Here is a 22,757-nt window from a genome sequence, read left to right on the forward strand (position 1 = left end):
GTACGTCTTCGAACTGCTCCAGGGCGACATGGGTCGCTCGTACATCCGCGGGCAGGAGGTCACCACGCTCGTGTTCGAGCGGCTCCCGGCCACCATCGAGCTCGCCCTCGCCGCCAGCGTCGTGGCGATCGTCTTGGCGATCCCGCTCGGCGTGATCAGCGCCACCCGGCGCAACGAGCCGGTCGACTACGGCGCGACGCTGGTGTCGCTCGGCGGCATCTCGACGCCGAACTTCTGGCTCGGGATCATGCTCATCCTGATCTTCGCCGTGGAGTTCAACATCTTCAACACGAGCGGCCGGGGGGTCGACGTCGGCGACGTCGCGATGTCGGTGATCAACGCCGAGCCGTTCGTCGGGACGCTGCTGACGTGGCTCGCGTACATAACGCTCCCGGCGATCGCTCTCGGAACGTACTTCATGGCGCTCATCACCCGGCTGACGCGGTCGGGAATGTTAGACGAGCTGAGCAAGGGGTACGTCCAGGCCGCGCGGGCCAAGGGGCTCCCGCGGACCCTGATCCGGTACAAGCACGCGCTCCGGAACACGCTGATCCCCGTGATCACCGTCCTCGGGCTCCAGCTCGGGACGCTGATCGGCGGCGCCGTGATCACCGAGGCGGTGTTCTCGTGGCCGGGGCTCGGCACGCTGGTCATCGAGAGCATCAACCAGCGCGACTGGCCCGCGCTCCAGGGCAGCCTGATCGTCATCGGGACGAGCTTCGTCCTCGTCAACATCCTCGTCGACGTGGTGTACGCCTACCTCGACCCGGAGGTGGTGACCGACTAACATGGTCTCTTCACGTGTCATACGCAATCTCAAGAAGGAGTTCAAGAACAGCGGGCTCGCGAAGCTGGGGCTGGCGCTGGTGGTGGTCATCCTGCTGACCGCCGTGTTCGCCCCCTTTATCGCGCCCCACAACCCGACCGACCAACAGCTCAACCAGAGCGAGCTGCCGCCGATCGGCTTCTCCGAGACGGCCGAGCGGACCTCCTCGCAGATGGTCGACGGCGAGATCCAGACCGTCACCGAGGAGGTCGAGATCACCGCGGACCCCGACCACGTGTTCGGCACCGACGGGCTCGGCCGCGACATGTTCTCGCGGGTGGTGTACGGCGCCCGGACCTCGCTCATCGTCGGCGTACTCGGCACGCTCCTGGCGGCGTCGATCGGCGTCCCGGTCGGCCTGCTCGCCGGCTACCACCGCGGGCGCGTCGACGACGCGCTGATGCGGATCGCGGACATCAGCCTCGCGTTCCCCTCGCTCGTGTTGGCGGTCGCGCTGATCGGGCTGTGGGGCCGCGCGGCGGTGAACGTCCCCGACCCCTTCGTCGTCGCCGGGCTCGCGCCGGAGATGCCGGAGAGCTTCGTGTTGCCGATAACGGTGGTGATCGTCGTCGGCCTCGTCAACTGGGTGTGGTTCGCCCGCGTCGCCCGCGGGGAGGCGCTCTCCTTACGCGGGCAGGAGTACGTGAAGGCGTCGCGCGCCCTCGGGGCGGACGACAACACGATCATCCTCCGGCACGTCCTCCCGAACGCCGTCACGCCGATCATCGTCCTCGGGACGGTACAGGTGGCGGCGATCATCCTCTTGGAGAGCTCGCTGTCGTTCCTCGGGTTCTCCGGGACGACGCTGTCATGGGGCTTCGACATCGCGCAGGGGCGCGACTACGTCTCCTCCGGCCAGTGGTGGATCGCCTCCATCCCCGGGCTCGCGATCATGCTGTCGGTGATCGGGATCAACCTGCTCGGCGACTGGCTGCGTGACGCCTTGGACCCCGGCATCGAGGGCGAAGGGGGTGCCGCATGACCGACGCCGGGCGGAGCGAGGACGACCGGGCGGCGACCGACGGCGGCGCGAGCGACGCCGCGATGACCGAGCCCCGCGGGGTCGGGGACGCGGCGCCGACCGGGGCTCCCGGGGCCGACGACGTGCTGTCGGTCCGGGACCTCTCGACGCGCTTCTTCACGGAGGAGGGCCAGATCAACGCGGTGGAGTCGGTGTCGTTCGACCTCCGGGAAGACGAGATCCTCGGCGTCGTCGGCGAGTCCGGCTCCGGCAAGTCCGTGACCGCGCTGTCGCTCGTCGACCTCGTCGAGACGCCCGGTCGGATCACCGCCGGCGAGGTGTGGTACCGCGACCCCGACCTCGCCGAGGAGTTCCGCGGGACGGAGGCGGTGCGGGTCGACGGCGATCACGTCGACCTGCGCACCGTTCCCCCGGGCGTCCGGCGCTCGCTGCGCGGCCCCTCGTTCAGCGTCATCTTCCAGGACCCGATGAGCAGCTTCAACCCCTCGATCACGGTCGGCGAGCAGATCGCCGAGGCGGTCGAGGTCCAGCGTCGGGCGCGGGCGAACCCCCGCTCGACGCGCTCGCGGACGCAGGGGTACGGGCTGGGGAAGTACCTGCTCGACGGGATCGTCCCCGGCCGCGACTACACCAGCGAGGAGAGCATGGACCGGGCGGTCGAACTGCTCGGGCAGGTCGGGATCCCCGACCCCGAGGAGCGCGTCGACGAGTACCCCGGCCAGTTCTCCGGCGGGATGCTCCAGCGCGCGATGATCGCGCAGGCGCTCGCCGGGGAGCCGGACGTGCTGATCGCCGACGAGCCGACGACCGCGCTCGACGTGACGATCCAGGCGCAGATCCTGAACCTGCTGACGGAGATCCAGTCGGACCGCGGGATGAGCATCGTGCTCATCACCCACGACCTCGGCGTGATCGCCGAGATGTGCGACCGCGTCTGCGTGATGTACGCCGGCGAGGTCGTCGAGCGCGGGACGCTCGACTCCGTCTTCGAGGACACGGTCCACCCGTACACGCAGGGGCTCCTCGGCTCGATACCGGACGTGGACGACCCGCGGGCGCGGCTCGAACCCATCGCGGGCAACGTCCCGAGCCTCCTCGACGCCGAGATGGGCGACCGGTGTTACTTCGCCGACCGGTGCCCGAAGGCGATGGAGGCGTGCCTCGACAAGCCGGCCGAGGCGACGGTCGACGCCGCGGCGGACCACGGCGTCAAGTGCGTGCTCGCGGACCGCGAGTACGATCAGGCCGACGCGCTCCCGGACGACCACTTCGGCTCCGGGCCGGACGCCGCCGCCGGCGGCGGGGGTGACGGCGAGTGAGCGACTCGCTGCTCTCCGTCGACGGGCTGAAGAAGTACTACGCGAACGACCCGTCGCTCGTCGACCGCCTGCTCGGGCAGGAGTCGGCGAGCGTGAAAGCGGTCGACGGCGTCTCCTTCGACGTGCGCGAGGGCGAGACGCTCGGGCTGGTCGGCGAGTCCGGCTGCGGCAAGTCGACCACCGGCGAGACGGTGCTGCGGCTCCGCGAGCCGACGGCCGGCGAGATCACCTTCGACGGGCAAGACGTGCGCGGGATGAGCGACCGCGAGCTGACGGAGTTCCGGCGGCGCGCGCAGATCGTGTTCCAGGACCCGTTCTCCAGCCTCGACCCGCGGATGACCACCGGCGACATCGTCACGGAGGGGCTCCGGATCCACGACGTGGCGGACCGAGCGGAGCGCCGCGAGACGGCCCGCGACCTGCTCGAACGCGTCGGGCTGTCCGCCGACCAGATGGACCGGTACCCCCACGAGTTCTCCGGCGGCCAGCGCCAGCGGATCGGGATCGCCCGCGCGCTCGCTTTAGACCCCGACTTCGTCGTCCTCGACGAGCCGGTGTCCGCGCTCGACGTGAGCGTCCAGGCGCAGATTCTGAACCTGCTCGAGGACCTCCAGACGGACTTCGGGCTCACGTTCCTCTTCATCGCGCACAACCTCGGCGTGGTCCGCCACGTCTGCGACCGCGTCGCGGTGATGTACCTCGGCGAGATCGTCGAGATTGGACCGGTCGAGGAGATATTCGACGACCCCGCGCACCCGTACACGAGGGCGCTGCTGTCGAGCGTCCCCCGCGCGAGCACGGACGCCCGCGAGGAGGAGTTCACCACGCTCCGCGGCGACGTGCCCTCGCCGCGGAACCCGCCCGCTGGCTGTCGGTTCCACACCCGCTGTCCGGAGGCCCGAGCCGCCTGTCGCGAGTCGCCGCCGCCGGCGTACGACCTCGGCGACGGCCGGACGGCGACCTGCTTCCGGACGGACGACGACCACGCCTACTGGGACAGCGAGCCCATCGGCGAGAACGCGGCCGTCGAGGAGCCGGCGGACGACTGAACACACCCGCGGGCGACCGCGCGGCCCGGTCGCCGCGACCGCTGTTTCATTTATGTGCTCGCGGGCGAACTCGTTCGTCGGCCGTGCCTCGAATCGGGAAGCCGCGCCCGGGTTATCTCTCCCCCGGCCCTCGCTTCGGACATGAGGCAGAACGACTCCGGCTCCGACGGCGGCTTCGCGCGGCGAACGATCCTCCAGGCCGCGGGCCTCTCCGGCGTCGCCGGCCTGGCGGGCTGTCTGAGCGAGGTGACCACCACCGCGAGCGCCGGCGGCGACGCGGACGCGGCGCAGACCGACGACGGGCCGACGCTCCCGGAGACGGGGTCGCCGGCGGTCGTCGACCTCGACGAGCGCGGCCGCGAGGTGACGCTCCGCTCGGTCCACGCCCGGCACGCCGCCCACCCCGGCGGCTCGCTGGGCGGCCCGGTCGAGATGCCGGTGACGTGGGCGTTCCAGGCCGACGACGGGACGCCGAGCGTCCCCGGCCCGGTGCTCCGGGCGACCGAGGGCGACGACCTGTCGATCACGCTCGACAACACGGACGGGGAGATGCCGCACACGCTCCACTTCCACGGCGTCTCGAAGTCGTGGAAGGACGACGGGGTCCCGTCCACGACGGGGCTCACCGTGATGCCCGGCGAAGAGCACACCTACGAGATCGGCGCGGACGTGCCCGGCACCCACCTCTACCACTGCCACTTCAACACCCCGATGCACATGGACATGGGGATGTACGGGATCCTCCGGATCGACCCCGAGGGCTACGAGGAGGCCGACGTCGAGCGGTTCATGACGCTGAAAGACTGGGACACGCGGCTCTCCCGGTCGTACGGCGGCGCGGACGCCAGCTACGACGTCCAGGACCGCCGCCCGGACGCGTTCACGATCAACGGGCGCGTCGCGCCGTACACGTTCAACCCCGACCGCGGCTCGCCGATCGTCGTCAGCGAGGGCGACACCGTGCGGCTCCACCTGGTCAACGCGGGGTTCATGTCGCACCCGATGCACACGCACAACCACCGGTTCCGGACGGTGGAGAAGGACGGCGCGCCGTACCCCGAGGTGCTGCAACTCCCCGAGGACGTGGTGAACGTCGCGCCCGCGGAGCGGTACACCGTCGAGTTCGAGGCGGACGCGGACCCCGGCATCTACCCGATGCACTGTCACAAGGTGGACCACGTCCAGAACGGGGGGGTCTACCCCGGCGGGATGCTCACCGCCATCGTCTACGAGGGGGCGATGGGGACCGAGGTGTTCGCGGACCTCATGGAGAAGGCGGAGTACGAACTCTGAGCACCAAGTAAGCGGACCGTCCGCGGAGCGCTGCTCTCCCTACCGCTCCCGCACGACGACGAACTCCGCTAAGTCGCGCAGGTACTCGATCGCCTCGGTCTCCGGCGGGTCGGCGTCGTCGAGGGCGGCGAGCGCGCGCTCCGACTCGGACCGCGCGCGCTCGTTGATCTCCTCGGGCGACAGCGACGTCACCTGGAGGACGCTCGGTCGGTCCATCTCCGCGTCCTGCCCCGTGGGTTTGCCGAGGTCGTCGGCGTCGGCGGTGGCGTCCAACACGTCGTCGCGCATCTGGAAGGCGACGCCGACGCGCTCGGCGTACTCGCCGAACGAGTCGACCGCGTGCGGGTCGGCGTCGCCGGCGACCGCGCCCAGCTCGGCGGCGGCGCGGAACAGCGCGCCCGTCTTCCGCCGCGCGAGCTCCATGTACTCCGCCTCGTTGGTCGGGCGGGCGGCGAGCTCGGTCGCCTCGCCCTCGCCGAGTTCGACCATCGCCTCGGCGACGGTGCGCATCGCGCGCGGCTCGGCGGAGAACAGCGCGAACGCCTCGCCGAGCAGGCCGTCGCTCGCGATGATCGCCGGGCCGTAGCCGAACTCCGCCCACGCGGCGGGGGTGCCGCGGCGGACCTCGGAGCGGTCGATGATGTCGTCGATCACGAGGGAGGCGTTGTGGACGAACTCGATGCCGGCCGCGAAGTCGACCGCCTCCTCGGGGTCGCCGTCGAACGCCTCGCAGGCGAGGACGGTCACCGCGGGCCGGACCCGCTTGCCGCCCGCGAGGACGACGTGCCCGACGTCTTCGGACAGCTCGTCGGGCTCGACGTCGTCGATGACCGACTCGATGCGGTCCTCGACCAGCCCGACCCGACGCTGCAAGTACTCCATCTACCGTTCGGAGGGGCCCGGCGCGCAAAGGCCTAACGGAACGCCGTCCGCGGGCGGGATTCGAGCGACGGCGGCGCGGTCGGTCCGCGCTTCGTCGCCGCTCGGCGCTCGCCGTCCGGTCGTTCCCGGCCGCCCCCGCGCTCGCCCGCTACTGGAACCGGACGCCGAGGTCGTTGAGTCCGTCGTTGTTCGAGGCGACGTTGATCAGCAGCGGCGTCAACCCCTCGATCTCCGGTGCGTTTGCGATCCCGCCGGCGTCGAGCGCGCGCAGCCCCTCGATCCCCTCGGCGACGTCCGCGACCGTCCGCTTCGCGTCCCCGTCGTCGCCGATGACCAGCGTGTCGACGCCGAGGTCGGCGTCGAGGTTCGCCAGCCGCGCGGCCGCGAGGTTGTGGAACGCGCCGACGACGGCGACGCCCTCCGGCGCCGCGCCGGCGACGATCGCGGTCACCGAGCCCGCGCCGGGCTTGTGGTAGTGGAACCCCTCGTCGTCGCGTTTCATCCCGGTGGCCGGCGAGACGAGCACGTCGCCGTCGTCCAGCGACGCCGCCACCGCCTCCACGGTGTCGCCGACGTGGTACGGCGGGACCGCGAGGACGACGATCCGGGCGTCGGCCGCGACCGCGGCGTTCTCGCCGCCGGTCACCGCGGCGTCGAGCCCGCGGCTCTCCAGTTCGGTGGTGTACTCCTCGGCCTTGGTCTCGGCCTTCTCGGCCTCCCGCGACCCGACCGCGACCCGGTGCGGAGTGTCCGCCGCCAGCCGCAGCGCGAGCCCCTCACCGATGTCGCCGGTGCCGCCGAGTATCGCTATCTTCATACGCACGGTGGGGTCGCTCGCGTCTTAGGGGTTGCGTGACCGGCCGTCCTCGCCACCGTTCGGAACGGCAGGCTTCTTCATCGAGCCGCGGGAGGCGAGCGTATGGACGAGCAGGACGACGTGGCCGCGTTCGTCGCCGAGCACGGGCTGGAGACCGACCTCGCGCACCGCGTCCTCGACCTCGAGAGCGAGGTCGGGGAGATCGCCAAGGAGGTGAACACCTCCACCGGCTACGGGAGCGACCCGGACGCCGCCGCGGTCGCGACCGACGAGGTCGGCGACGCGCTGTTCGCGCTGCTCGCGCTCGCCGAGACGGCGGACGTCGACGCCGCCGCGGCGCTCGACGAGTCGCTGGCGAAGTACGAGTCCCGGATCGCGTCGTCGGGGGACGCCGGGTCCGGGCAGTAGGGCCCGACCGGCGACGTCGGATCTGGGCAGTAGCCGCGTCGACGCAGGCGTCGGTTCAAGTGCGTCGGCCGCCTACCGGAGGCATGACCGACACCCCGTCGCTCGCGCTCCGCTACGTCGCCTGCGACGACTGCGAGACGGTGTTCGCCCGTGCCGACGCCGCCGCGGCGCCGGAGGCCTGCGACCGGTGCGGGGCCCGCGCGCTCCGCGAGCTCTCCGACGTGCGAGGACCGGACGCGTACTTCTCGCCCTGAGTTCGACCCGCGAGCCGGGGCTCCCGCGCCTTCGACGCGCCGGTCACCCCGACCGGCTCACCGGAGGTCGTCCATCTCCAGGTCGCCGGCCGCGATCGCCCGCAGTTCCTCGTCGGAGAGGCGGTCGATCACGAACTCGGGCATCCCTTCCGGCAGCCCGTCCGGGATCGACCGGCCGCCGTCAGTCACCGACGCCGCTTGGAAGCCGTCGGCGCCGTCGGCGGACAGACGGCGCACGCTGCGTTCGACCTCCTCGACCGCCGCGGACTGGCACTCGCTCTCCTCCGCGAGATCCCCCATCCGCTCCGTGATCCGGTTCGACTGCTCGACCACCCCGTCGATCGTCGCGGCGATCTCCTCGGCGGCCGCGGCCTGCTCGTCGGTCACGTCCGAGACCTCGTCGATCCCGTCGGCCGTCTCCGTCACCGCCTCGGCGATGGCGGTGAGGCTCTCCGTCGCGTCGCCGACGCGCTCGCTTCCCTCGTCGACCCGGCCCGTGGTCTCGGAGAGGCTCTCGACGGTCTCCTGGGTGTCGGTGCGAATGCCGTCGACCATCGACTCGATGTCGCTCGCGTGCCCCTGCGACTCCTCCGCCAGCGACTTGATCTCGTCGGCGACGACGCCGAACCCGGCGCCGGCCTCGCCGGCCCGCGCCGCCTCGATCGAGGCGTTCAGAGCGAGCAGGTTCGTCTGGTCGGCGATCCCGTTGATCGCGTCGACGAACTCGTCGATCTCCTCGACCCGCTCCTGAAGCGCCTCGACGTCGTCCGCCACGTCGTCGACGGCCGCGCCGATGTCGTCCATGGCCGCCGCGGCGTCGTCGGCCGCGTCCCGGCCGTCCTCAGCGAGGGCCTCCGCCCGGCTGCTCGTCCGATCGACCTCGTCGGCGGTCGACGCCACCTCCTCGACCGTCGCCGAGAGGTTCGCGACCTCCGAGGAGATCTCGGCGACCCGCTGCGACTGGTCCTCGGCCGCGTCGCCCACCTCGGCGGCGCTCTCGGCGACGTCGCCCGCCGACTCGCGGAGGTCGCCGATCGGCCCTTCGACTTCGGCTTCCACCTCGGCCATCAGCTCCTCGTTCCGCTCGACGGCCGCCGAGAGCTTCTCGCTGTACGAGTGGATGTACGTGTCCGTGACGACCTGCATGTCGAGGTTGACGATCCGGAGGACGGAGAGCAGGTCCTCGATCGCGTCGTCGACCTCCGCCTCGACCGCCGCCGCGGTCTCGTCGTCCACCGTCGCGCCGGCGGCGTCGGGGGCCAGCCGGTCGGTGAGCGAGTCGATGAGGCGGTCGCCGATGAGCGGGAGGATCAGGTCGTAGTAGACGCCGTACTGCCCGAGGTAGTGTTTCATCGGCATCTCCAGCATGTCGTGGATCTTGCCGATCCGCGCCCGGTCCGCGAAGTACTCCGCCCCGTACTCGCCCTCCGCGAGCGTCACGAGGTACGCCGACTGGGTCCGCTTGAGCTGTTCGAGCCCCTTCTCCGACCGGCCGATCACGTCGACGGTCTGCTGGTGGCCGGTGAGGTTCTCGTAGAAGTCGTCCGCGATCTGCTCCGCGTTCTCCGCGAACGCGTCCTCGTACCGGCTCAGTCGCCGCTCGTCTTCGTCGTCGAAGCCGACGAACTCCTTTCGCCACGCGATCTCGTCCCCGTCGAGACCGATCTCGTCGACCAGCTCACCCACGTCGAGCCCGTCGTTCAAGCCGCCCTGACCGAAGTCGTGCCGGCCGTACTCTCCCGATGTAGCCATACTGAGACCTCTCCGCTTGGGTTATATAAACGGCCACCCCCAGGTCTCACGGCTGATACCGGCGATTCGTGCCGCCTATCCGCGACGGACGGCCGACCCCGCGTCGGCGTCCGTTCAGTCGGCACCGGCCGCGTCGCCTTCCGCGGGCGCGTCCCCGTCGGCGGCCGGCTCGACCGCGACCGCCGAGTGTTTGAACTCCGGGATCTTCGCCTCCGGGTCGAGCGCGTCGCCCGTCAGCGCGTTCGCGAGCGGGTCCGCGTAGTGGAAGGTACAGAACGCGACGCCCTCGCGCACCGCCGGCGTGACGTCGGCCGTCACCTCGACGCTGCCGCGCTCGTTCGAGACGGTCACCCGGTCGCCGTCGTCGATCCCGCGCTCGGCCGCGTCGTCCGGGTGGATCTGGAGCGCGTCCTCGCCCCGCATCGCCATCAGCCGGTCGGAGCGCCGGCTGAGCGCCCCGCTGTTGAAGTGCTGGAGCACGCGGCCGGTCGTCAGCGTCAGCTCGCCGGCGTCGAGCTCGTCCGCGGGCGGGACCGGGTCGACGACCGCGAGCGGGGCGGTGCGCTCGCCCGTCGCGAACGTCTCCGCGTGTAACACGTCGGTCCCGGTCCCGTCGCTCGCCGAGAACGGCCACCGTTGGTAGCCGTCGCCGATCCCCTCGTAGCTCATCCCCTCGTAGATGGACGCGACGCGGGCCAGCTCGTCGAAGGCCGCCTCCGGCCCGTCGTAGTCGAACGCCTCCGGGCGGTCGGTCAGCCGCCGGCCGAGGTCGGCGAGGATCTCGAAGTCGCGCCGCGCGTTCCCCGGCAGGTCGGCGTTCGGTCGCATCCGCATCACGCGCCGGTCGGTGTTCGTCACGGTGCCGGCCTTCTCGGCCCACGCGCTCCCGGGGAGGACCACGTCCGCGTGCTTCGCCGTCGCCGTCTCGAACAGGTCGATGACGACGCAGAAGTCGAGGTCCTCGAACGCCGACGCGACCGCTGTCGCGTTCGGCTCGGTGACGGCCGGGTTCTCGCCGAAGACGACCGCCGCGCGCACCTCGTCGCCGAAGCGGTGGGTCGCCTCCACCTCGGTGAGGCCGGGCTCGCTCGGCGGCTCGACGCCCCACTCGTCGGCGATCCGCTCGCGGGCGGCCGCGTCCGTCACGGGCTCGTAGCCGGGGAGGACGCCCGGCAGTCCGCCCACGTCGCTCGCGCCCTGGACGTTGTTCTGGCCCCGCAGCGGGTTCACGCCCGTCCCGGGCCGGCCGACGTTGCCGGTCAGCAGCGCGAGGTTGAGCAGCGCGTGGACGTTGTCGGTGCCGCAGCGGTGCTGGCTCGTCCCCATCCCCGTCACGATCGCGGCGCGGTCGGCCTCGCCGTACGCCCGGGCCGCCTCGCGGATCGCCTCGGGGTCGACGCCGGCCGCCTCGGCGTTCGCGGCGACGTCCACCTCGGCGAGGCGGTCGCGGAGCTTCTCGAAGCCGGTCGTGCGCTCCGCGAGGAACGCCTCGTCGACGAGGTCCTCCTCGACGAGGACCGCCGCGATCGCGTTCGCCACCTCGATGTCGGTCCCGGGGCGCAGCGGCAGGTGAACGTCGGCCGCCTCGGTCGTGTCGTTCGCGCGCGGGTCGACGTGGACCAGCGTCGCGCCGTCGCGGATCGCGGGGAGGAGGTACGACCGGAACGCCACGGGGTGTTGCTCGGCCGGGTTCGCCCCGTTGACGAACAGGCAGTCCGTCTCGCTCAGGTCGTCGAGCGTGTTCGTCATCGCGCCGGCGCCGAGCCGCTCGCTCATCGCGGCGACCGTCGAGGAGTGACAGAGCCGCGCGCAGTTGTCGACGTTGTTCGTGCCGAGGACGCGCGCGAGCTTCTGGAGCACGTAGTTCTCCTCGTTCGTGCAGTTCGAGGAGGCGAAGAACTGGACGGCGTCGGGCCCGTGTTCGTCGACGACGCCCCCGATCCCGTCGACGACGCGGTCGAGCGCCTCCGCCCACGGCGCGGTGACGAAGCGCCCGCCGTGTCTGACGAGCGGCTCCGTCAGGCGGTCCTCGTGGTCGACGACGTCGAACGCGGCCGCGCCCTTCGGACAGATCTCTCCGCGGGCGTTCACCGGCCCCTCGACGCCGGTCGCGCCGCCGCGCTCGGCGTACTCGATCTGACAGCCGACGCCGCAGAACGGACAGACGGTGGGGTTCGACTCGAACTCCCGCTCGGTCGGATCGGTCATCAGCGGTCCGTACGCGCCCCACGCACGTCCGACCACTCCCGGCGTAGCGTGGTGTTTTATCCGCTCTTCAGCGCGGCGGCGGTCACCCGGTCACCGCGTCGCTCCCCGTCGGCGCGAGCAGGCGCCCCAGCGACAGGACGCCGGCGGTCGCGAGGCAGGCGGCGAACGCGATGGTGCCGAGCTTCCCCCCGAAGCCGACGAAGTACGGGGTCGCGCCGACGAACGCGAGGCCCGCGGTCCCGCCGGCCAGCAGCATCGCGCCGGGGCTCGGGATCCGCGCCGGCGCGGCCATCCCGGCGAACGACGCGCAGAAGGCGACGGCCGCGACCGCGTCACCGCCGGCGAGGAGCGGCGGGCAGACGAGGCCGGCGACGAGGCCGACGACCGCGGAGCCGACGACGGGGCCGTGACCGAACCGGACGCTCACGGCGAACGTGGCGAGCGCGGCGACGGCCGCCGCGACGACGAGCCCCGCCGCGGTCGTCGGCCCCGGGACGGTCCCCGTTCCGGGGGCGAGCCCGCCGAGCGCGGCCACCGACAGGCAGCCGACGAACGCGGTGGTGCCGAGCTTCCCGCCGAAGCCGTTGAAGACGCGCTTCGCGAGCACGAAGACGGCGCCGGCCGCGACCCCCGCGGCGACCACCGCGCCGAGGTCGGCGTCGGCCGCCGGGGTCGCCATCCCGACGAACGAGCCGCAGTACGCGGGGGCGTCGTACGCGTCCGTCAGGAGGGCCGCGCAGAGCCCGACGAGCGCGGACGCCACGACCGGCCCGACGCCGACCCGGACCGAGAGGGCGAAGGTGATCGGCGCCGCGACGGCCACGGCGGCCGCGTTGCCGAGGTCGGTCCGCGTCAGCTCGAACCCCTCCGTTCGCAGCGCCTGTCGCGCCTCCGCGAGGGCCGCGTATCCGAAGGTCGTCGCGGCAAGCGCGCCGACGAGGGCGACGACGAACGCCCCGCCGCCGCCGTCCGTCACCGTCGCCGGACCCCCGCCGACCGCGGTCGCCAACCCGACGATCGACGCGACGACCATCCCCGCTCCGGCGGTGCCCAGCGCGCCCGCCCCGACCGCGTGAATCGCTCGGTTCACGGCCGCGACTCCGGGCCGCGGACCGATACCGACCGCCCCCCAGTACTGCGGGTGTTCTCGGAGGGGTCCGCCGGAGCGTCTCACCCGTCGGGGATCAGGCCTTTGTGTCCGTCACTCCAACGCCGACCAGATGGGAACCGGAGAGCGATCGCCGGCCGACGGCTCCGAGAGCACGCCCGACGGCGTCCGCGCGGGCGTCGCGATCCACGGGACGACCAACTGCCCGGTCGTCGCGGCCTCGGCCGCCCACGACGGCCCGATCACCGGCGTCAACTGGACCCACGCGGGCGACACGCACACCGAGGAGTTCCGCGCCCGCGACCCCGACGCGGTCGACCGCGCGGAGGGGGTCCCGGAAGCGGCGTCGGTCGTCGACCTCGGGGACGAGCGCGTCTACCGGTACGACCGCCCGCGCGACGGGGAGTGCGCCTGCCGGATCATCGAGGAACTGGACTGCCCGATCGCGGACGCCCGCGCCGAGGACGGGGTGTTGCTCCTCACGCTCCACCTCCCCGACCTCCAACGCCTCCGGGACGTCGTCTCGGCGCTCGACGGCACCGCGGAGCGCGTCGAGGTCCGGTACCTCGTCCAGGGCGCGGCGCGCGGCGACGGGGTGTCGGACCGCACCCTCGTCGACCGCGGGCGGCTCACCGACCGCCAGTGCGAGGTGCTCCGGACGGCCTACCGCATGGGCTACTTCGAGCGCCCCCGCGACGCAAACGCGCGCGACGTGGCCGACGCGCTCGACATCGCCCCGTCGACGTTCGCCGAACACCTCGCGGCCGCACAGCGGAAGCTCTTAGAAGAGACGCTCGTCGCGAACTGACGGCCCGCCCCGCCTCAGGCGGCGCGTTCGTCGATCGCCGACTCGAGCGTCGCGCGGTCCTGCGCGCCGACGAACCGGTCGACCGCCTCGCCGCCCGCGTACAGGACGAGCGTCGGGATGCTGCGCGCGCCCAACTGTTGGGCGACCGCCTGGTTCGCGTCGACGTCGACCTTGGCGATCGCGGCGTCGGTCTCGGCCGCGAGCGCCTCGATCGTCGGCTCCATCATCTGACAGGGACCGCACCAGTCGGCGTAACAGTCCACGAGGACGACGTCGTTGTCGTCGACCGTCCGCTGGAGTTCGTCGAGTCCGTTCACGTGGATCGGCTCGCTCGGCGTCGCCGCCCCATCTTCGTCCGCCGCCGCTCCGGCATCGTCGAGCGTCTCGCCGTCACCGAGGCGCGCTTCCAGCTCCCGGCGTTTCCGCTCGCGGATGCGCTCTCGTTCGGTCTTCGCCTCGTCTCCCGTCGGATCGTCTGTCTCGGCTGCGTCGCTCATGCGACTGTATTGGGCTTATCGAACAATATACCTTCCGCCACCGGATCGCGCCCGGGGGTGCCTACTCGCGCTCCGGCCCGCGCCGGTCGACAGCCCCCGCCGGCCGCGTCAGCCCGGCGGCCGCGAGGTCCACGTTGTCCGCGACGAGGTCGGCGGCGCGGTCGTACGGGGACCGCCCGCCCGTCGCCGGGTCCGGGCGCGTCCGGCCGACCTCCGCGAAGACCGCCTCGACGAAGGCGTCCCGCACGGCCGCCGTCTCGAAGAGGCCGTGGAGGTACGTCCCGAGGACGCGGTCGGTGGCGACGCTCTCGGCACCGAGCGGCTCGGTCGCGTGCGGTTGCGGCGCGACGTCCCGCTCCGCGTCGTCGAGGATTCGCGTCCGCCCGGCGCGGATCTCGTACCCGGTCGCGCGGCCGTCTGCGCCCGCGATCGGCCCGGCCCCGTCGACGACGCGTTCGACCCGCTCGACGCGCTTCTCCGTCGCGAACCGCGTCTCGACGGGCAGGAGGCCGACCCCCGGCACCGTCTCGCGGTCGCCGACGCCCTCGACGGCCGCGTCGACGAGCCGTTCGCCGAGCAGCTGGTAGCCGCCGCAGACCCCGATCACGGGGCCGTCGAACGCGCGCAGCGCGTCGTCGAAGCCGGCCTCCCGGACCGCGAGCAGGTCGTCGACGGTGTTCTTCGACCCCGGGAGGACGACCGCGTCGACGCCGTCGAGGTCGGCGTCGAGCGGGAGGTAGGCGACGCGGACCCCCGGCTCGCGCGCCAGCGGTTCGAGGTCGGTGAAGTTCGAGATGCGCGGGAGCCGCGGGACCCCGATCCGGACGGCCGCCTCCTCCGGGACCCCGTCGTCGTTGCCGAGGACGCCGCCGTCGCCCCCCTCGTCGCTGCCGACTCCCGCGCCTGCCCCGTCGGGCAGCGAGAGGCTGTCCTCCGCCGGCAGCCCCGGATCGTCGTGGGGGACCACCCCGACGACCGGGACGCCGGTTCGCTCTTCGATCTCGTCGATCCCCGGTTCGAGGAGGGCGGGGTCGCCGCGGAACTTCGTGATCACGGCGCCGCGGACGCGGTCGCGGACGTCGTCGGGGAGGAGTTCGAGGGTCCCGTAGAGGCTCGCGAACGCGCCGCCCCGCTCGATGTCGACCGCGATCAGGACCGCCGCGTCCGCGAACCGGGCGCACTCGACGTTGGCGAGGTCGCGGTCGCGGAGGTTGATCTCCGCGATGCTCCCCGCCCCCTCCGCGACGATCACGTCGTGGTCGGCCGCGAGGCGCCCGTGGGCGGCGACCGCGGCGTCGCGGGCGTCCGCCCAGTGGTCCTCGTAGTACGTCGACGCCGGGGCGTTCGCGACCGCCTCGCCGTCGACGATCAGCTGGCTCTCGCCGCCGCCGCGCGGCTTGAGCAGGACGGGGTTCATGTCGGTCGTCGGCACCGTCTCGGCCGCCCGCGCCTGGACGTGCTGGGAGACGCCGACCTCGCCCCACTCGCCGTCGGGCGCGAGCGCGACCCGGGCGTTGTTGCTCATGTTCTGGGCCTTGTACGGCGCGACCGAGATCCCACGCCGCGCGAGCAGTCGGCAGAGGCCGGCCGCCAGCGTGCTCTTCCCGACGTGGCTCGCGGTGCCCGCGATCAGGACCGTCTCGGCGTCGCGCTCCGGGTCCGCCTCGGCCCCGCCGTCGCCCTCGTCCGCGCCGGCGTCGCTCACGGTCTCGCGACCCCCATCGTCAGTACTCCGTCCCCCGGCGCGCGCGCTGCCCGTCGTCGAACGGGTGCGCGACCTTCCGGACGTTCGTGATCAGGTCGGCGACGCCGTCCAAGTACGCGGGCTCGGCGTGGCTCCCGGTGAGGACGAGTTCGAGGCCCTCCGGCTTCGACTCGGCGAGACGGACGACTTCGTCGGGGTCGACGAGCCCGCGGTCGGCCGCGTACAGCAGCTCGTCGAGGATCAGCATGTGGACGCCCGCCTCGGGCTCTCCGTCGAGCCCGAGCGGCTCGGTCAGGTCCGCGTCCGCGGCGCCCGCGACGAGCGCCTCCGCGCGGTCGAAGGCGGCCGACGCCTTCGCCTCGTGCTCGTCGTCGGCCGACCCGTCGAGCAGGCCGTGCCAGCCGTAGTGGCCGGCGTTCTCGTAGGTGAATCCCGGCACGGCCGAGATCGCGTTGTACTCGCCCCTGACGCCCTCGACGCTGTCCGCGCCGCCCTTCATGAACTGGAGCATGTGGACGCGGTAGCCGTGGCCCGCGGCCCGGAAGCCCATCCCCATCGCGGCGGTGGTCTTCCCCTTGCCGTCGCCCCAGAACGCCTGGACCAGCCCGAACTCCTCCGGGGCCGCGGGCTCGATGGGCTCCGGCTCGGGGGCCGCGCCGCCGCCCGGGGTGCGGGCGCGGTCGCCTGCGGCTCCCTCGTCCGCGTCGGTCACTCTTTCGCTGCCGTCGCCGCTCGATGCCTCGTCGTCGGTGTCGTCGTGGTTCGTGGTCATGGGTCGAAGACCTCCGCCCGGTCGTCGGTGACGACGCCGTGTTCGGCGTCGGCCGCCGGCCCGGGCACGTCGCCGTCCGGGTACCGCGACCGCAGGCTCGCGCGGACCGCGTCCCGGACGCAGGCGCGGGCCGCCCCGCCGACCGCCGTGGCGCTGCCGGAGAACTCGGCCCGCTCGCCCTCCGGGTCGTCGGCGACGACGACGGCGTCGCTCGTCGTCCCCGGGATCCCCGCCGCCGCGAGCAGCGTCGCGGTCTTCGCCTCGGCCGCGACCGCGACGAGGTTCGCCGCGGCCCCGGGGCCGAGCCGCCGCGTCGCGCCGACGATCAGGTTCACCGTTCCGGGCGGATCGACCGGCGACCCGGTGGCCTCGGGTCCCGAACTGCCCGACCCGCCCTCGTCCGCCGGCTCCATCGGCAGCATCGCGGGGTTCGAGAGCCCGACCGTCGCGTACGCGACGACCGGCCCGAGCCGCGCGCCGCGCGCGTGCTCCATCGAGACGCCCGTGAACAGCGTCGGCGGCGCGTCGCGGTCGTTCGGCGACCCCTCCGCACTCCGCCTGTCCTCATCGTCGGCGAACCCAGCGCGCGCCAGCCGCTCGTCGCGGTAGGTCCCGAGGTCCGTCCGGGCGAACCCCTTCGGGACGGTGACGTTGTACGCGGTCGCCGCCCGCGACCGCCCCCCGTCCCAGCCGGTCGAGAGCCAGCGGGTCCCCGGTCGCCGCAGCCGGAGGACGCCCTCGCTGACGGCCGCCTCAAACATCGTCGGCCTCACCCCCGCCGTCTCCCGTCTCGCCATCCCCCTCGTCGCCGTCTCCCTCGTCGCCGACGCCGAGCGCCGCGAGGAGCCGGTCGTCCTCCGCCGGGCGGCGGACCGCGACCCTGACGTGCGAGTCGAGCCCGCGGAACGTCCGCGCGTCGCGGACGGCGACGCCCCGATCCCGGGCGCGCTCGACGACGCGGTCGACGTCGCGGTCGCCGACGTCGACGAGCAGGAACGGCGCGTCGCTCGGCGCGACGTCGTAGCGCTCGCCGAGGGCGCTCCGCATCCGCCCGCGCTCGCGCCGGACGCGGTCGCGGGTCTCGCGGACGAACGCCGTCTGCCGGAGGCAGTACTCCCCGGTGGCGAGCGCCGGGGCGCTCACGTTCCACGCGCGGCGCGCGCCGCGCAGCGCCGCGCCGAGCTCCCCCGTCGCGACCGCGAAGCCGGCCCGGATCCCGGGGAGCCCGAACAGCTTGGTGAGCGCCCGCGCGACGACGACGCCGTCGACGCCCGCGAGCGACTCGCGGTCGGTGAACCCGAGGAACGCCTCGTCGACGAGCAGCACGGTGTCGGCCGCGCGGCAGCGCTCCGCGAACGCGAGCAGCGACTCGCGGTCGTAGCCGGTCCCGGTCGGGTTGTTCGGCGTACAGACGACCGCCAGCGCGTTCCCGCGCGGGTCGGCGTCGAGGATCTCTTCGGCGTCGACGAACGACGGCTCGCCGCCCCGAAGCCGGACCTCGCGGGCGTACTCGCCGAAGCTCGGCGCGGGGAGCAGGGCCGTGTCGCCCGGGTCGACCGCGAGCGCGATCGCCGTCCGGATCGCGGCCAGTCCGCCGGGCGTCGGGACCACATTCTCGGGCTCGCAGCCGACGTAGTCGGCCGCGGCCGCCCGGAACGCTTCCGGGGGCTCCGGCGGGTACGTCCGCGCCGTCTCGAAGGCCGCGCGGTAGACGCGCTCGACGCCCGCCGGGACCTCGGGGTTCGTGTTCGCGCTGAAATCCAGCAGGTCCGGGTCGTCGGTGCTCCCGTGGGGCTCGCGTCCGAGCGCCGCCGCGCGCTCGCGATTCACGACCGGTCACCTCCCCCGGCGGCTCCCGGCTCGCCGAGCCACTCGACCCCGCCGGTCGGGAGGGTCGGGGCGTCGCACTCGCCGGCGAGGATCCGCTCGGCGAGCCGACGGTCTCCGGGGCGGTTGACGTTGAGCGCGAGGCGGGCGTCGCGGGTCGCGCGGACGGCCTCGTCGCCCGCGCCGTCGATCGCTCCGACGACGTTGACGCCGGTCGGGACGCGCCCGTCGGGCGGGTCCACGGCTTCGCCAGCCGCTTCGTCGCCGTCGCCGTCGTCGTACCGGGTCGCGGCGTCGGCGCTCGCGCCCAGCCCGCGCTTGCGCGCGGCGGGGACGCGGACCGACAGGGAGTCGCTCCCGGCCGCGGCGTGCGCGTCGAGGACGGCGTCGATCGCCGGCCCGTCGAGCAGCGGGAGGTCGACCGCGACGGTGAGGGCCGGCCGTTCCGGGCCCTCGGCCAGCGCCGTCTGAAGATCCGCGACGTACCCGTCGCCCGGAGTGTCGACGACGCCGACCTCGACCGATTCGTCGGTCCGTTCGGCGCCGTCACCGATCCGTCCGCCCCCGCTCGACCGCTCGACCAGTCGCTCGCGGGTCCGGGGCGTGTGGGGCGAGACGGCCGCGTACGCGGTCTCGACCCGGCTCGCGGCGAGGGCGTCGAGCGTCCGGTCGACCATCGACCGTCCGGCCACCGGCGCGAGCGGCTTCTCGCCGTCGCGGTCGAGCCGCGTGCCGCGGCCGCCGCACATCACGAGAGCGTCCACGCGATCACCCCCGCGTGGAGCCCGACGACGCGGGCGATCTCGTTCGTCGCGCCGAGCACGTCGCCGCTGACCCCGCCGAGCCGCGAGCGCGCCCACGCGAACGCGAGCGCGGCGACGACGATCGCGGCGGTGAACACCCCGGCGACGACGCCGGCGCCGCCCGCTCCGAGAACGGACGCCCCGGCCAGCGTCGCGGGCGTCGTCACGAGCGCGACGCCCGCGAGCGCCCGCGGGCCGGAGGCCGCGGTCAGCGCCGACCCGAGCCCTTCGTGCGGGGCGTCGCCGAGGCAGACGAGCGCCGCCGTCGCGGCCTTCGCGCCCACCTCCGCGAGGACGACGAGCGCCACCGCGTCGGCGAGCGAGCGGGTCGCGACGTCCGCGACCGCCGCCCCCGCGGCGACGAGCCCGACGACGACCAGCGCGAGCGCGACGGTCCCGCCGACGCCGAGCGCCGAGTCCTTCAGGGCCTCCCGTCGGCGGTCGGCGTCGCCGTGGACGACCGCCGCGTCGCCGACGTCCGCGACGCCGTCGAGGTGGGTGATCCCGGTGACGATGGACAGCCACGCGGCGAACGCGACGCCGACCACGAGCGACTGCACCCGGACCGGCGCCAGCGCGGCCGCGGCGATCGGGAGCGCGGCGAGCGCGCCGATCGCGTACCCGACCGCCGGCATCGACGCGGGCGTCCGCCGGAACGCCTCCCAGTCCTCGTCGGTGCGACCGATCGGGATCCGAGAGAGGAAGCCGAGCGCGCCGCGGAGCGCCGCGACCGGTCCCGTCAGGACCACGCGACCACCCCCGCGAGCGCGAGGAGCCACGCCCCCGCGGCCGCGACCGCGACGCCGCCCGCGACGCCGACGAGCCGCACGGCGTCGCGGGCGGCCGCGGGGGACGGCGGCTCCGGTCCCCCGTCGAGGACGTACGCGCCCGGCTTCTCCAGGCGGACCCCGAGCGCCGTCGCGGCCGTCGCCATCGGCCAGCCCGAGTTCGGCGACGCCGGTTCGCGGGCCAGCGACCGCGCGTGCCGCAGGCTCCCAGGCGACCGGGCCGCGACGGCGAGGCAGCACGCCGCGACCCGCGCCGGCAGGAACATCGCGGCGTCGTCGAGCCGGGCGCTGGCCCAGCCGACCGGCTTCGACCGGTAGCCGAGCATCGAGTCGAGCGTGTTCACCGCTTTCACCCAGGCCGCGGCCGCGACCCCCGCGACCAGCGCGCTCTCGGCGACCGCACCGACCGCGACGGCGCCGGTCGCGCCGGCGACGAACCAGACGAGGGGGGCGACGAACCCGTCCGCGAGGTTCTCCGCGGCGCTCTCGACCGCGGCGCTGCGGAGCGCGGCCGGGCAGAGGTCGGCCGGGTCGCGTCCGACGAGCGCCCGGATCGACTGCCGGGCCGCGTCCGGGTCGGCCTCGGTCTCGGCGACGACCTCGCCGGTCACGTCGAGCAGCATGCGGAGGCTCGCGACCGAGAAGCAGGCGGCCGCCGCCGCGGCGACGGCCAGGATCGGAACCCCGCCGACTCGCGGGCCGTGCGCGGCGGCGAGCCAGACGATCCCGGCACAGACCGCGGCCGCGGCGAGTGGAAGCATCACCGCGACCGCGACGCCGACGAGCCGCGGGCGGGCCCACTCCCGGTCAAACCGCCCGACGAGGGTTCCGAACAGCGCGACCGGGTGGACGCGGCGCGGCGGCTCCGCGGCCGCGAGGTCCAGCGCGACGGCGAGCGCGACCGGCGCGAGGAGCGTCGCGGCCGGGGCGACGGGGGCGGCGACGGTGAACTCGGTGACCCCGGCGCTCGCAGCGACTCCCGTCATCCTTCCACCTCGTCGAGGAACGCGTCGAACGCCCCGCTCTCGGGGTGGACGTGACAGTACGTCCCGAGCGTGCGGTGTTCGGTCAGCCCCTCGCGGTCGCCGTCGATGCCGGTCCCGCGCTCCACGTCGAACGCGAACCGGGCGTCGGACGCGACGTCGGCCGCGGAGTAGTGGAACTCGTGGCCGCGGAGCCGCGCCCCGGCGTCCGCGGTGAGCGCGCCGCGCCGCGCGCGGAGTTCGACGTGGTCGAGCGCCTGATACCGCTCGCGGCGCTCGACGCTCGCGGGGAGGACGCCCGCCATCTCGTGGGCGTCGCCGTCGGCGGTCGTCAGCGTCTCCGCGAGCGCCATCAGCCCGCCGCACTCGCCGAGGACGGGCGTCCCCTCGGCCGCGGCGTCGGCGATCGACCCCAGCGCGGGCCCCTCGGCGAGCGCCGCGGCGTGGAGCTCCGGGTAGCCGCCGGGGAGGTAGACGCCGTCGCAGGCCGGGAGGTCGTCGCCGGCCGCGGGCGCGAAGGGGACCACCGCCGCGCGCTCGGCGAGCCGTTCGCGGGTGGCCGGGTAGACGAACCGGAAGGCGGCGTCGTCCGCGACCGCGATCCGCGGGCGGGCGTCGCCGTCTCCGGGGTTCGCTCGGCTCTCGCCGCCCGCCGGTCTCGCCTCCGGGCCGGTCGCGGGGAGCGTCGGTTCGCCCGCGACGCCGAGCAGCCGGTCGGTCCGCAGCGTTTCGGCGGCCGCGTCGAGCGCCGCGTCGTCGAGCGGGGCCTCCTCGCCCATCCGGAGTCCGAGGTGACGGTCGGGGATCTCCAGATCCTCGCGGGGTGGGATCCGGCCGCAGTAGGCGAGCGAGTCCGGGAGCGCCTCGCGGATACCCGCCTCGTGACGGCCGCCGTGTGCGCGCTGGGCGACGACGCCCGCCACGTCGAGGTCGCGGTCCGTCCGGTCGGCGTACGTCGCGAAGCCGAGCGCGGTCGCCGCGACGCTCTCCATCCCGGCGCTCGCGTCGACGACGAGGACGACCGGGAGGTCGAGCGCGGCGGCGACGCTCGCCGTGCTCGCGGCGTCGCCGTCGTACAGTCCCATCATCCCCTCGATCACGCAGACGTCGCCGTCGCCGCGGGCGTAGTTCCGCCGGAGGCCGTCGTCCCCCTGAAGCCACGGGTCGAGGGTGCGCGACGGTCGCCCGGCGACGCGGGCGTGGTGGCTCGGGTCGATGAAGTCCGGGCCCGCCTTCGCCGGCTGGACGGTCCGCCCGGCGTTCTCGAACGCGCGGATCGCCGCGAGGGTCGCCACCGTCTTGCCGACGCCGGAGGCCGTGCCGGCGAGGACGAGCCCCTTCATTGCCGATCGCCTCTGTTCGCGACGGCGGGTTCGTCCTCGCCGTCGGCTCCCGCGCCCTCGGCGAGCAGTCGGTCGGTCACGGCGGCGACCCTCTCGCGGACGGCGACGTCGTCGACCCCGGCGCGGTCCGCGAGCGCGAGCGCCCCGCCCATGCCGACGCCCTCCTTCGCCTCGCCGCGGGCGTACGCCGCCATCGCGGGGTGGTCGCCCTCGTCGAACCCGGGGTCGGCCGCCGCCAGGCTCAGGTCGAGGTCGGCGGCGAGCGCCGCGAGGTCGGCGGTCGGGTCGTCCGCGACCAGCGACGTGGTCGCCAGCGGGAGCCGCCGGTCGACG

At 73.9% G+C, this 22,757-nt stretch carries 22 protein-coding genes and 1 pseudogene; 8 read left to right on the forward strand and 15 right to left on the reverse strand.

The window, feature by feature from the left end; genetic code table 11:
* The 5 genes from Q0116_RS07880 to Q0116_RS07900 form a co-directional block, all read left to right on the forward strand.
* Positions 1-787 (forward strand): ABC transporter permease (locus Q0116_RS07880; RefSeq protein WP_297886779.1); only part of this gene is annotated, 787 nt, incomplete at its 5' end.
* A gap of 1 nt (position 788) precedes the next feature.
* Positions 789-1,808, forward strand: a complete 1,020-nt coding sequence (locus Q0116_RS07885; protein WP_297886780.1) for an ABC transporter permease — start codon at positions 789-791, stop codon at positions 1,806-1,808.
* 62 nt (positions 1,809-1,870) lie between these two features.
* Entirely contained in the window at positions 1,871-3,127 is a 1,257-nt protein-coding gene (locus Q0116_RS07890; protein WP_297886799.1) for an ABC transporter ATP-binding protein, read from the forward strand.
* A complete protein-coding gene (locus Q0116_RS07895; protein ID WP_297886781.1) occupies positions 3,124-4,176 on the forward strand; it encodes an ABC transporter ATP-binding protein in 1,053 nt (350 codons plus the stop codon). Before Q0116_RS07890 ends, Q0116_RS07895 begins: the two co-directional genes overlap by 4 nt.
* A 141-nt stretch (positions 4,177-4,317) precedes the next feature.
* A complete protein-coding gene (locus Q0116_RS07900) occupies positions 4,318-5,469 on the forward strand; it encodes a multicopper oxidase domain-containing protein (RefSeq protein WP_297886782.1) in 1,152 nt (383 codons plus the stop codon).
* A gap of 39 nt (positions 5,470-5,508) precedes the next feature.
* Here Q0116_RS07900 and Q0116_RS07905 read toward each other — a convergent pair whose 3' ends face one another.
* Positions 5,509-6,351 (reverse strand): polyprenyl synthetase family protein, encoded by an 843-nt coding sequence (locus tag Q0116_RS07905; protein ID WP_297886783.1) that lies wholly within the window; start codon positions 6,349-6,351, stop codon positions 5,509-5,511.
* Between the two features lie 148 nt (positions 6,352-6,499).
* Positions 6,500-7,168 carry an NADPH-dependent F420 reductase gene (gene npdG, locus Q0116_RS07910; protein WP_297886784.1) on the reverse strand — a complete coding sequence of 223 codons (669 nt, stop codon included), beginning with the start codon at positions 7,166-7,168 and terminating at the stop codon, positions 6,500-6,502.
* Between the two features lie 102 nt (positions 7,169-7,270).
* On the opposite strand from npdG, the gene Q0116_RS07915 reads away from it, so the two are divergent.
* Positions 7,271-7,576, forward strand: a complete 306-nt coding sequence (locus Q0116_RS07915) for a MazG-like family protein (RefSeq protein WP_297886785.1) — start codon at positions 7,271-7,273, stop codon at positions 7,574-7,576.
* Between the two features lie 83 nt (positions 7,577-7,659).
* Entirely contained in the window at positions 7,660-7,830 is a 171-nt protein-coding gene (locus Q0116_RS07920; RefSeq protein ID WP_297886786.1) for a hypothetical protein, read from the forward strand.
* A gap of 57 nt (positions 7,831-7,887) precedes the next feature.
* On the opposite strand, the gene Q0116_RS07925 is transcribed toward Q0116_RS07920, so the two are convergent.
* The 3 genes from Q0116_RS07925 to Q0116_RS07935 all read right to left on the reverse strand — a co-directional run bounded on the left by Q0116_RS07925 (position 7,888) and on the right by Q0116_RS07935 (position 12,880).
* Positions 7,888-9,582: a globin-coupled sensor protein gene (locus Q0116_RS07925; protein ID WP_297886787.1), complete on the reverse strand. Its 1,695-nt coding sequence runs from the start codon at positions 9,580-9,582 to the stop codon at positions 7,888-7,890.
* 114 nt (positions 9,583-9,696) lie between these two features.
* Positions 9,697-11,790 carry a formate dehydrogenase subunit alpha gene (gene fdhF, locus Q0116_RS07930; protein WP_297886788.1) on the reverse strand — a complete coding sequence of 698 codons (2,094 nt, stop codon included), beginning with the start codon at positions 11,788-11,790 and terminating at the stop codon, positions 9,697-9,699.
* Between the two features lie 82 nt (positions 11,791-11,872).
* A complete protein-coding gene (locus tag Q0116_RS07935) occupies positions 11,873-12,880 on the reverse strand; it encodes a hypothetical protein (RefSeq protein ID WP_297886789.1) in 1,008 nt (335 codons plus the stop codon).
* A gap of 130 nt (positions 12,881-13,010) precedes the next feature.
* Here Q0116_RS07935 and Q0116_RS07940 point away from each other — a divergent pair, with 130 nt between their 5' ends.
* On the forward strand, positions 13,011-13,706 hold the full coding sequence (locus Q0116_RS07940; RefSeq protein WP_297886790.1) for a helix-turn-helix domain-containing protein: 696 nt from the start codon (positions 13,011-13,013) through the stop codon (positions 13,704-13,706).
* Between the two features lie 14 nt (positions 13,707-13,720).
* Here Q0116_RS07940 and trxA read toward each other — a convergent pair whose 3' ends face one another.
* From trxA to Q0116_RS07990, 10 genes and pseudogenes are all read right to left on the reverse strand, one after another.
* Positions 13,721-14,203 carry a thioredoxin gene (trxA, locus tag Q0116_RS07945; RefSeq protein ID WP_297886791.1) on the reverse strand — a complete coding sequence of 161 codons (483 nt, stop codon included), beginning with the start codon at positions 14,201-14,203 and terminating at the stop codon, positions 13,721-13,723.
* 61 nt (positions 14,204-14,264) lie between these two features.
* Complete coding sequence (locus Q0116_RS07950; RefSeq protein WP_297886792.1) at positions 14,265-15,908, reverse strand: cobyric acid synthase; 1,644 nt, start codon at positions 15,906-15,908, stop codon at positions 14,265-14,267.
* A 19-nt stretch (positions 15,909-15,927) separates the two neighbouring features.
* Positions 15,928-16,680, reverse strand: a complete 753-nt coding sequence (locus Q0116_RS07955) for a cob(I)yrinic acid a,c-diamide adenosyltransferase (RefSeq protein WP_297886793.1) — start codon at positions 16,678-16,680, stop codon at positions 15,928-15,930.
* Entirely contained in the window at positions 16,677-17,441 is a 765-nt protein-coding gene (locus Q0116_RS07960) for an adenosylcobinamide amidohydrolase (protein WP_297886794.1), read from the reverse strand. The genes Q0116_RS07955 and Q0116_RS07960 overlap by 4 nt, the downstream gene beginning before the upstream one ends.
* On the reverse strand, positions 17,434-18,510 hold the full coding sequence (locus Q0116_RS07965; RefSeq protein WP_297886795.1) for an aminotransferase class I/II-fold pyridoxal phosphate-dependent enzyme: 1,077 nt from the start codon (positions 18,508-18,510) through the stop codon (positions 17,434-17,436). Before Q0116_RS07965 ends, Q0116_RS07960 begins: the two co-directional genes overlap by 8 nt.
* Positions 18,507-19,256, reverse strand: a complete 750-nt coding sequence (locus Q0116_RS07970) for an NTP transferase domain-containing protein (protein WP_297886800.1) — start codon at positions 19,254-19,256, stop codon at positions 18,507-18,509. The genes Q0116_RS07965 and Q0116_RS07970 overlap by 4 nt, the downstream gene beginning before the upstream one ends.
* Positions 19,256-20,059 (reverse strand): adenosylcobinamide-GDP ribazoletransferase, encoded by an 804-nt coding sequence (cobS, locus tag Q0116_RS07975; RefSeq protein ID WP_297886796.1) that lies wholly within the window; start codon positions 20,057-20,059, stop codon positions 19,256-19,258. Before cobS ends, Q0116_RS07970 begins: the two co-directional genes overlap by 1 nt.
* Positions 20,050-21,084, reverse strand: coding sequence for a CobD/CbiB family cobalamin biosynthesis protein (locus Q0116_RS07980; protein ID WP_297886797.1), 1,035 nt, complete (start codon positions 21,082-21,084; stop codon positions 20,050-20,052). Before Q0116_RS07980 ends, cobS begins: the two co-directional genes overlap by 10 nt.
* Positions 21,081-22,424 (reverse strand): cobyrinic acid a,c-diamide synthase, encoded by a 1,344-nt coding sequence (locus Q0116_RS07985; RefSeq protein WP_297886798.1) that lies wholly within the window; start codon positions 22,422-22,424, stop codon positions 21,081-21,083. The genes Q0116_RS07980 and Q0116_RS07985 overlap by 4 nt, the downstream gene beginning before the upstream one ends.
* Positions 22,421-22,757 (reverse strand): annotated as a pseudogene (locus Q0116_RS07990) (TIGR00303 family protein); the annotation flags it as partial. The pseudogene Q0116_RS07990 and the gene Q0116_RS07985, both read right to left, overlap by 4 nt.

This window comes from uncultured Halorubrum sp. (genome assembly GCF_937146585.1).
Lineage (GTDB): Archaea > Halobacteriota > Halobacteria > Halobacteriales > Haloferacaceae > Halorubrum > Halorubrum miltondacostae.

Bases quoted from the DNA above. Each gene is read 5' to 3' on its own strand.
- Q0116_RS07885 (WP_297886780.1), top strand. From the start codon at position 789: ATGGTCTCTTCACGTGTCATACGCAATCTCAAGAAGGAGTTCAAGAAC.
- Q0116_RS07890 (WP_297886799.1), top strand. From the start codon at position 1,871: ATGACCGAGCCCCGCGGGGTCGGGGACGCGGCGCCGACCGGGGCTCCC.
- Q0116_RS07900 (WP_297886782.1), top strand. From the start codon at position 4,318: ATGAGGCAGAACGACTCCGGCTCCGACGGCGGCTTCGCGCGGCGAACG.
- Q0116_RS07905 (WP_297886783.1), bottom strand. From the start codon at position 6,351: ATGGAGTACTTGCAGCGTCGGGTCGGGCTGGTCGAGGACCGCATCGAG.
- npdG (WP_297886784.1), bottom strand. From the start codon at position 7,168: ATGAAGATAGCGATACTCGGCGGCACCGGCGACATCGGTGAGGGGCTC.
- Q0116_RS07915 (WP_297886785.1), top strand. From the start codon at position 7,271: ATGGACGAGCAGGACGACGTGGCCGCGTTCGTCGCCGAGCACGGGCTG.
- Q0116_RS07920 (WP_297886786.1), top strand. From the start codon at position 7,660: ATGACCGACACCCCGTCGCTCGCGCTCCGCTACGTCGCCTGCGACGAC.
- Q0116_RS07925 (WP_297886787.1), bottom strand. From the start codon at position 9,582: ATGGCTACATCGGGAGAGTACGGCCGGCACGACTTCGGTCAGGGCGGC.
- fdhF (WP_297886788.1), bottom strand. From the start codon at position 11,790: ATGACCGATCCGACCGAGCGGGAGTTCGAGTCGAACCCCACCGTCTGT.
- Q0116_RS07940 (WP_297886790.1), top strand. From the start codon at position 13,011: ATGGGAACCGGAGAGCGATCGCCGGCCGACGGCTCCGAGAGCACGCCC.
- trxA (WP_297886791.1), bottom strand. From the start codon at position 14,203: ATGAGCGACGCAGCCGAGACAGACGATCCGACGGGAGACGAGGCGAAG.
- Q0116_RS07955 (WP_297886793.1), bottom strand. From the start codon at position 16,680: ATGACCACGAACCACGACGACACCGACGACGAGGCATCGAGCGGCGAC.
- Q0116_RS07960 (WP_297886794.1), bottom strand. From the start codon at position 17,441: ATGTTTGAGGCGGCCGTCAGCGAGGGCGTCCTCCGGCTGCGGCGACCG.
- Q0116_RS07970 (WP_297886800.1), bottom strand. From the start codon at position 19,256: ATGTGCGGCGGCCGCGGCACGCGGCTCGACCGCGACGGCGAGAAGCCG.
- Q0116_RS07980 (WP_297886797.1), bottom strand. From the start codon at position 21,084: ATGACGGGAGTCGCTGCGAGCGCCGGGGTCACCGAGTTCACCGTCGCC.
- Q0116_RS07985 (WP_297886798.1), bottom strand. From the start codon at position 22,424: ATGAAGGGGCTCGTCCTCGCCGGCACGGCCTCCGGCGTCGGCAAGACG.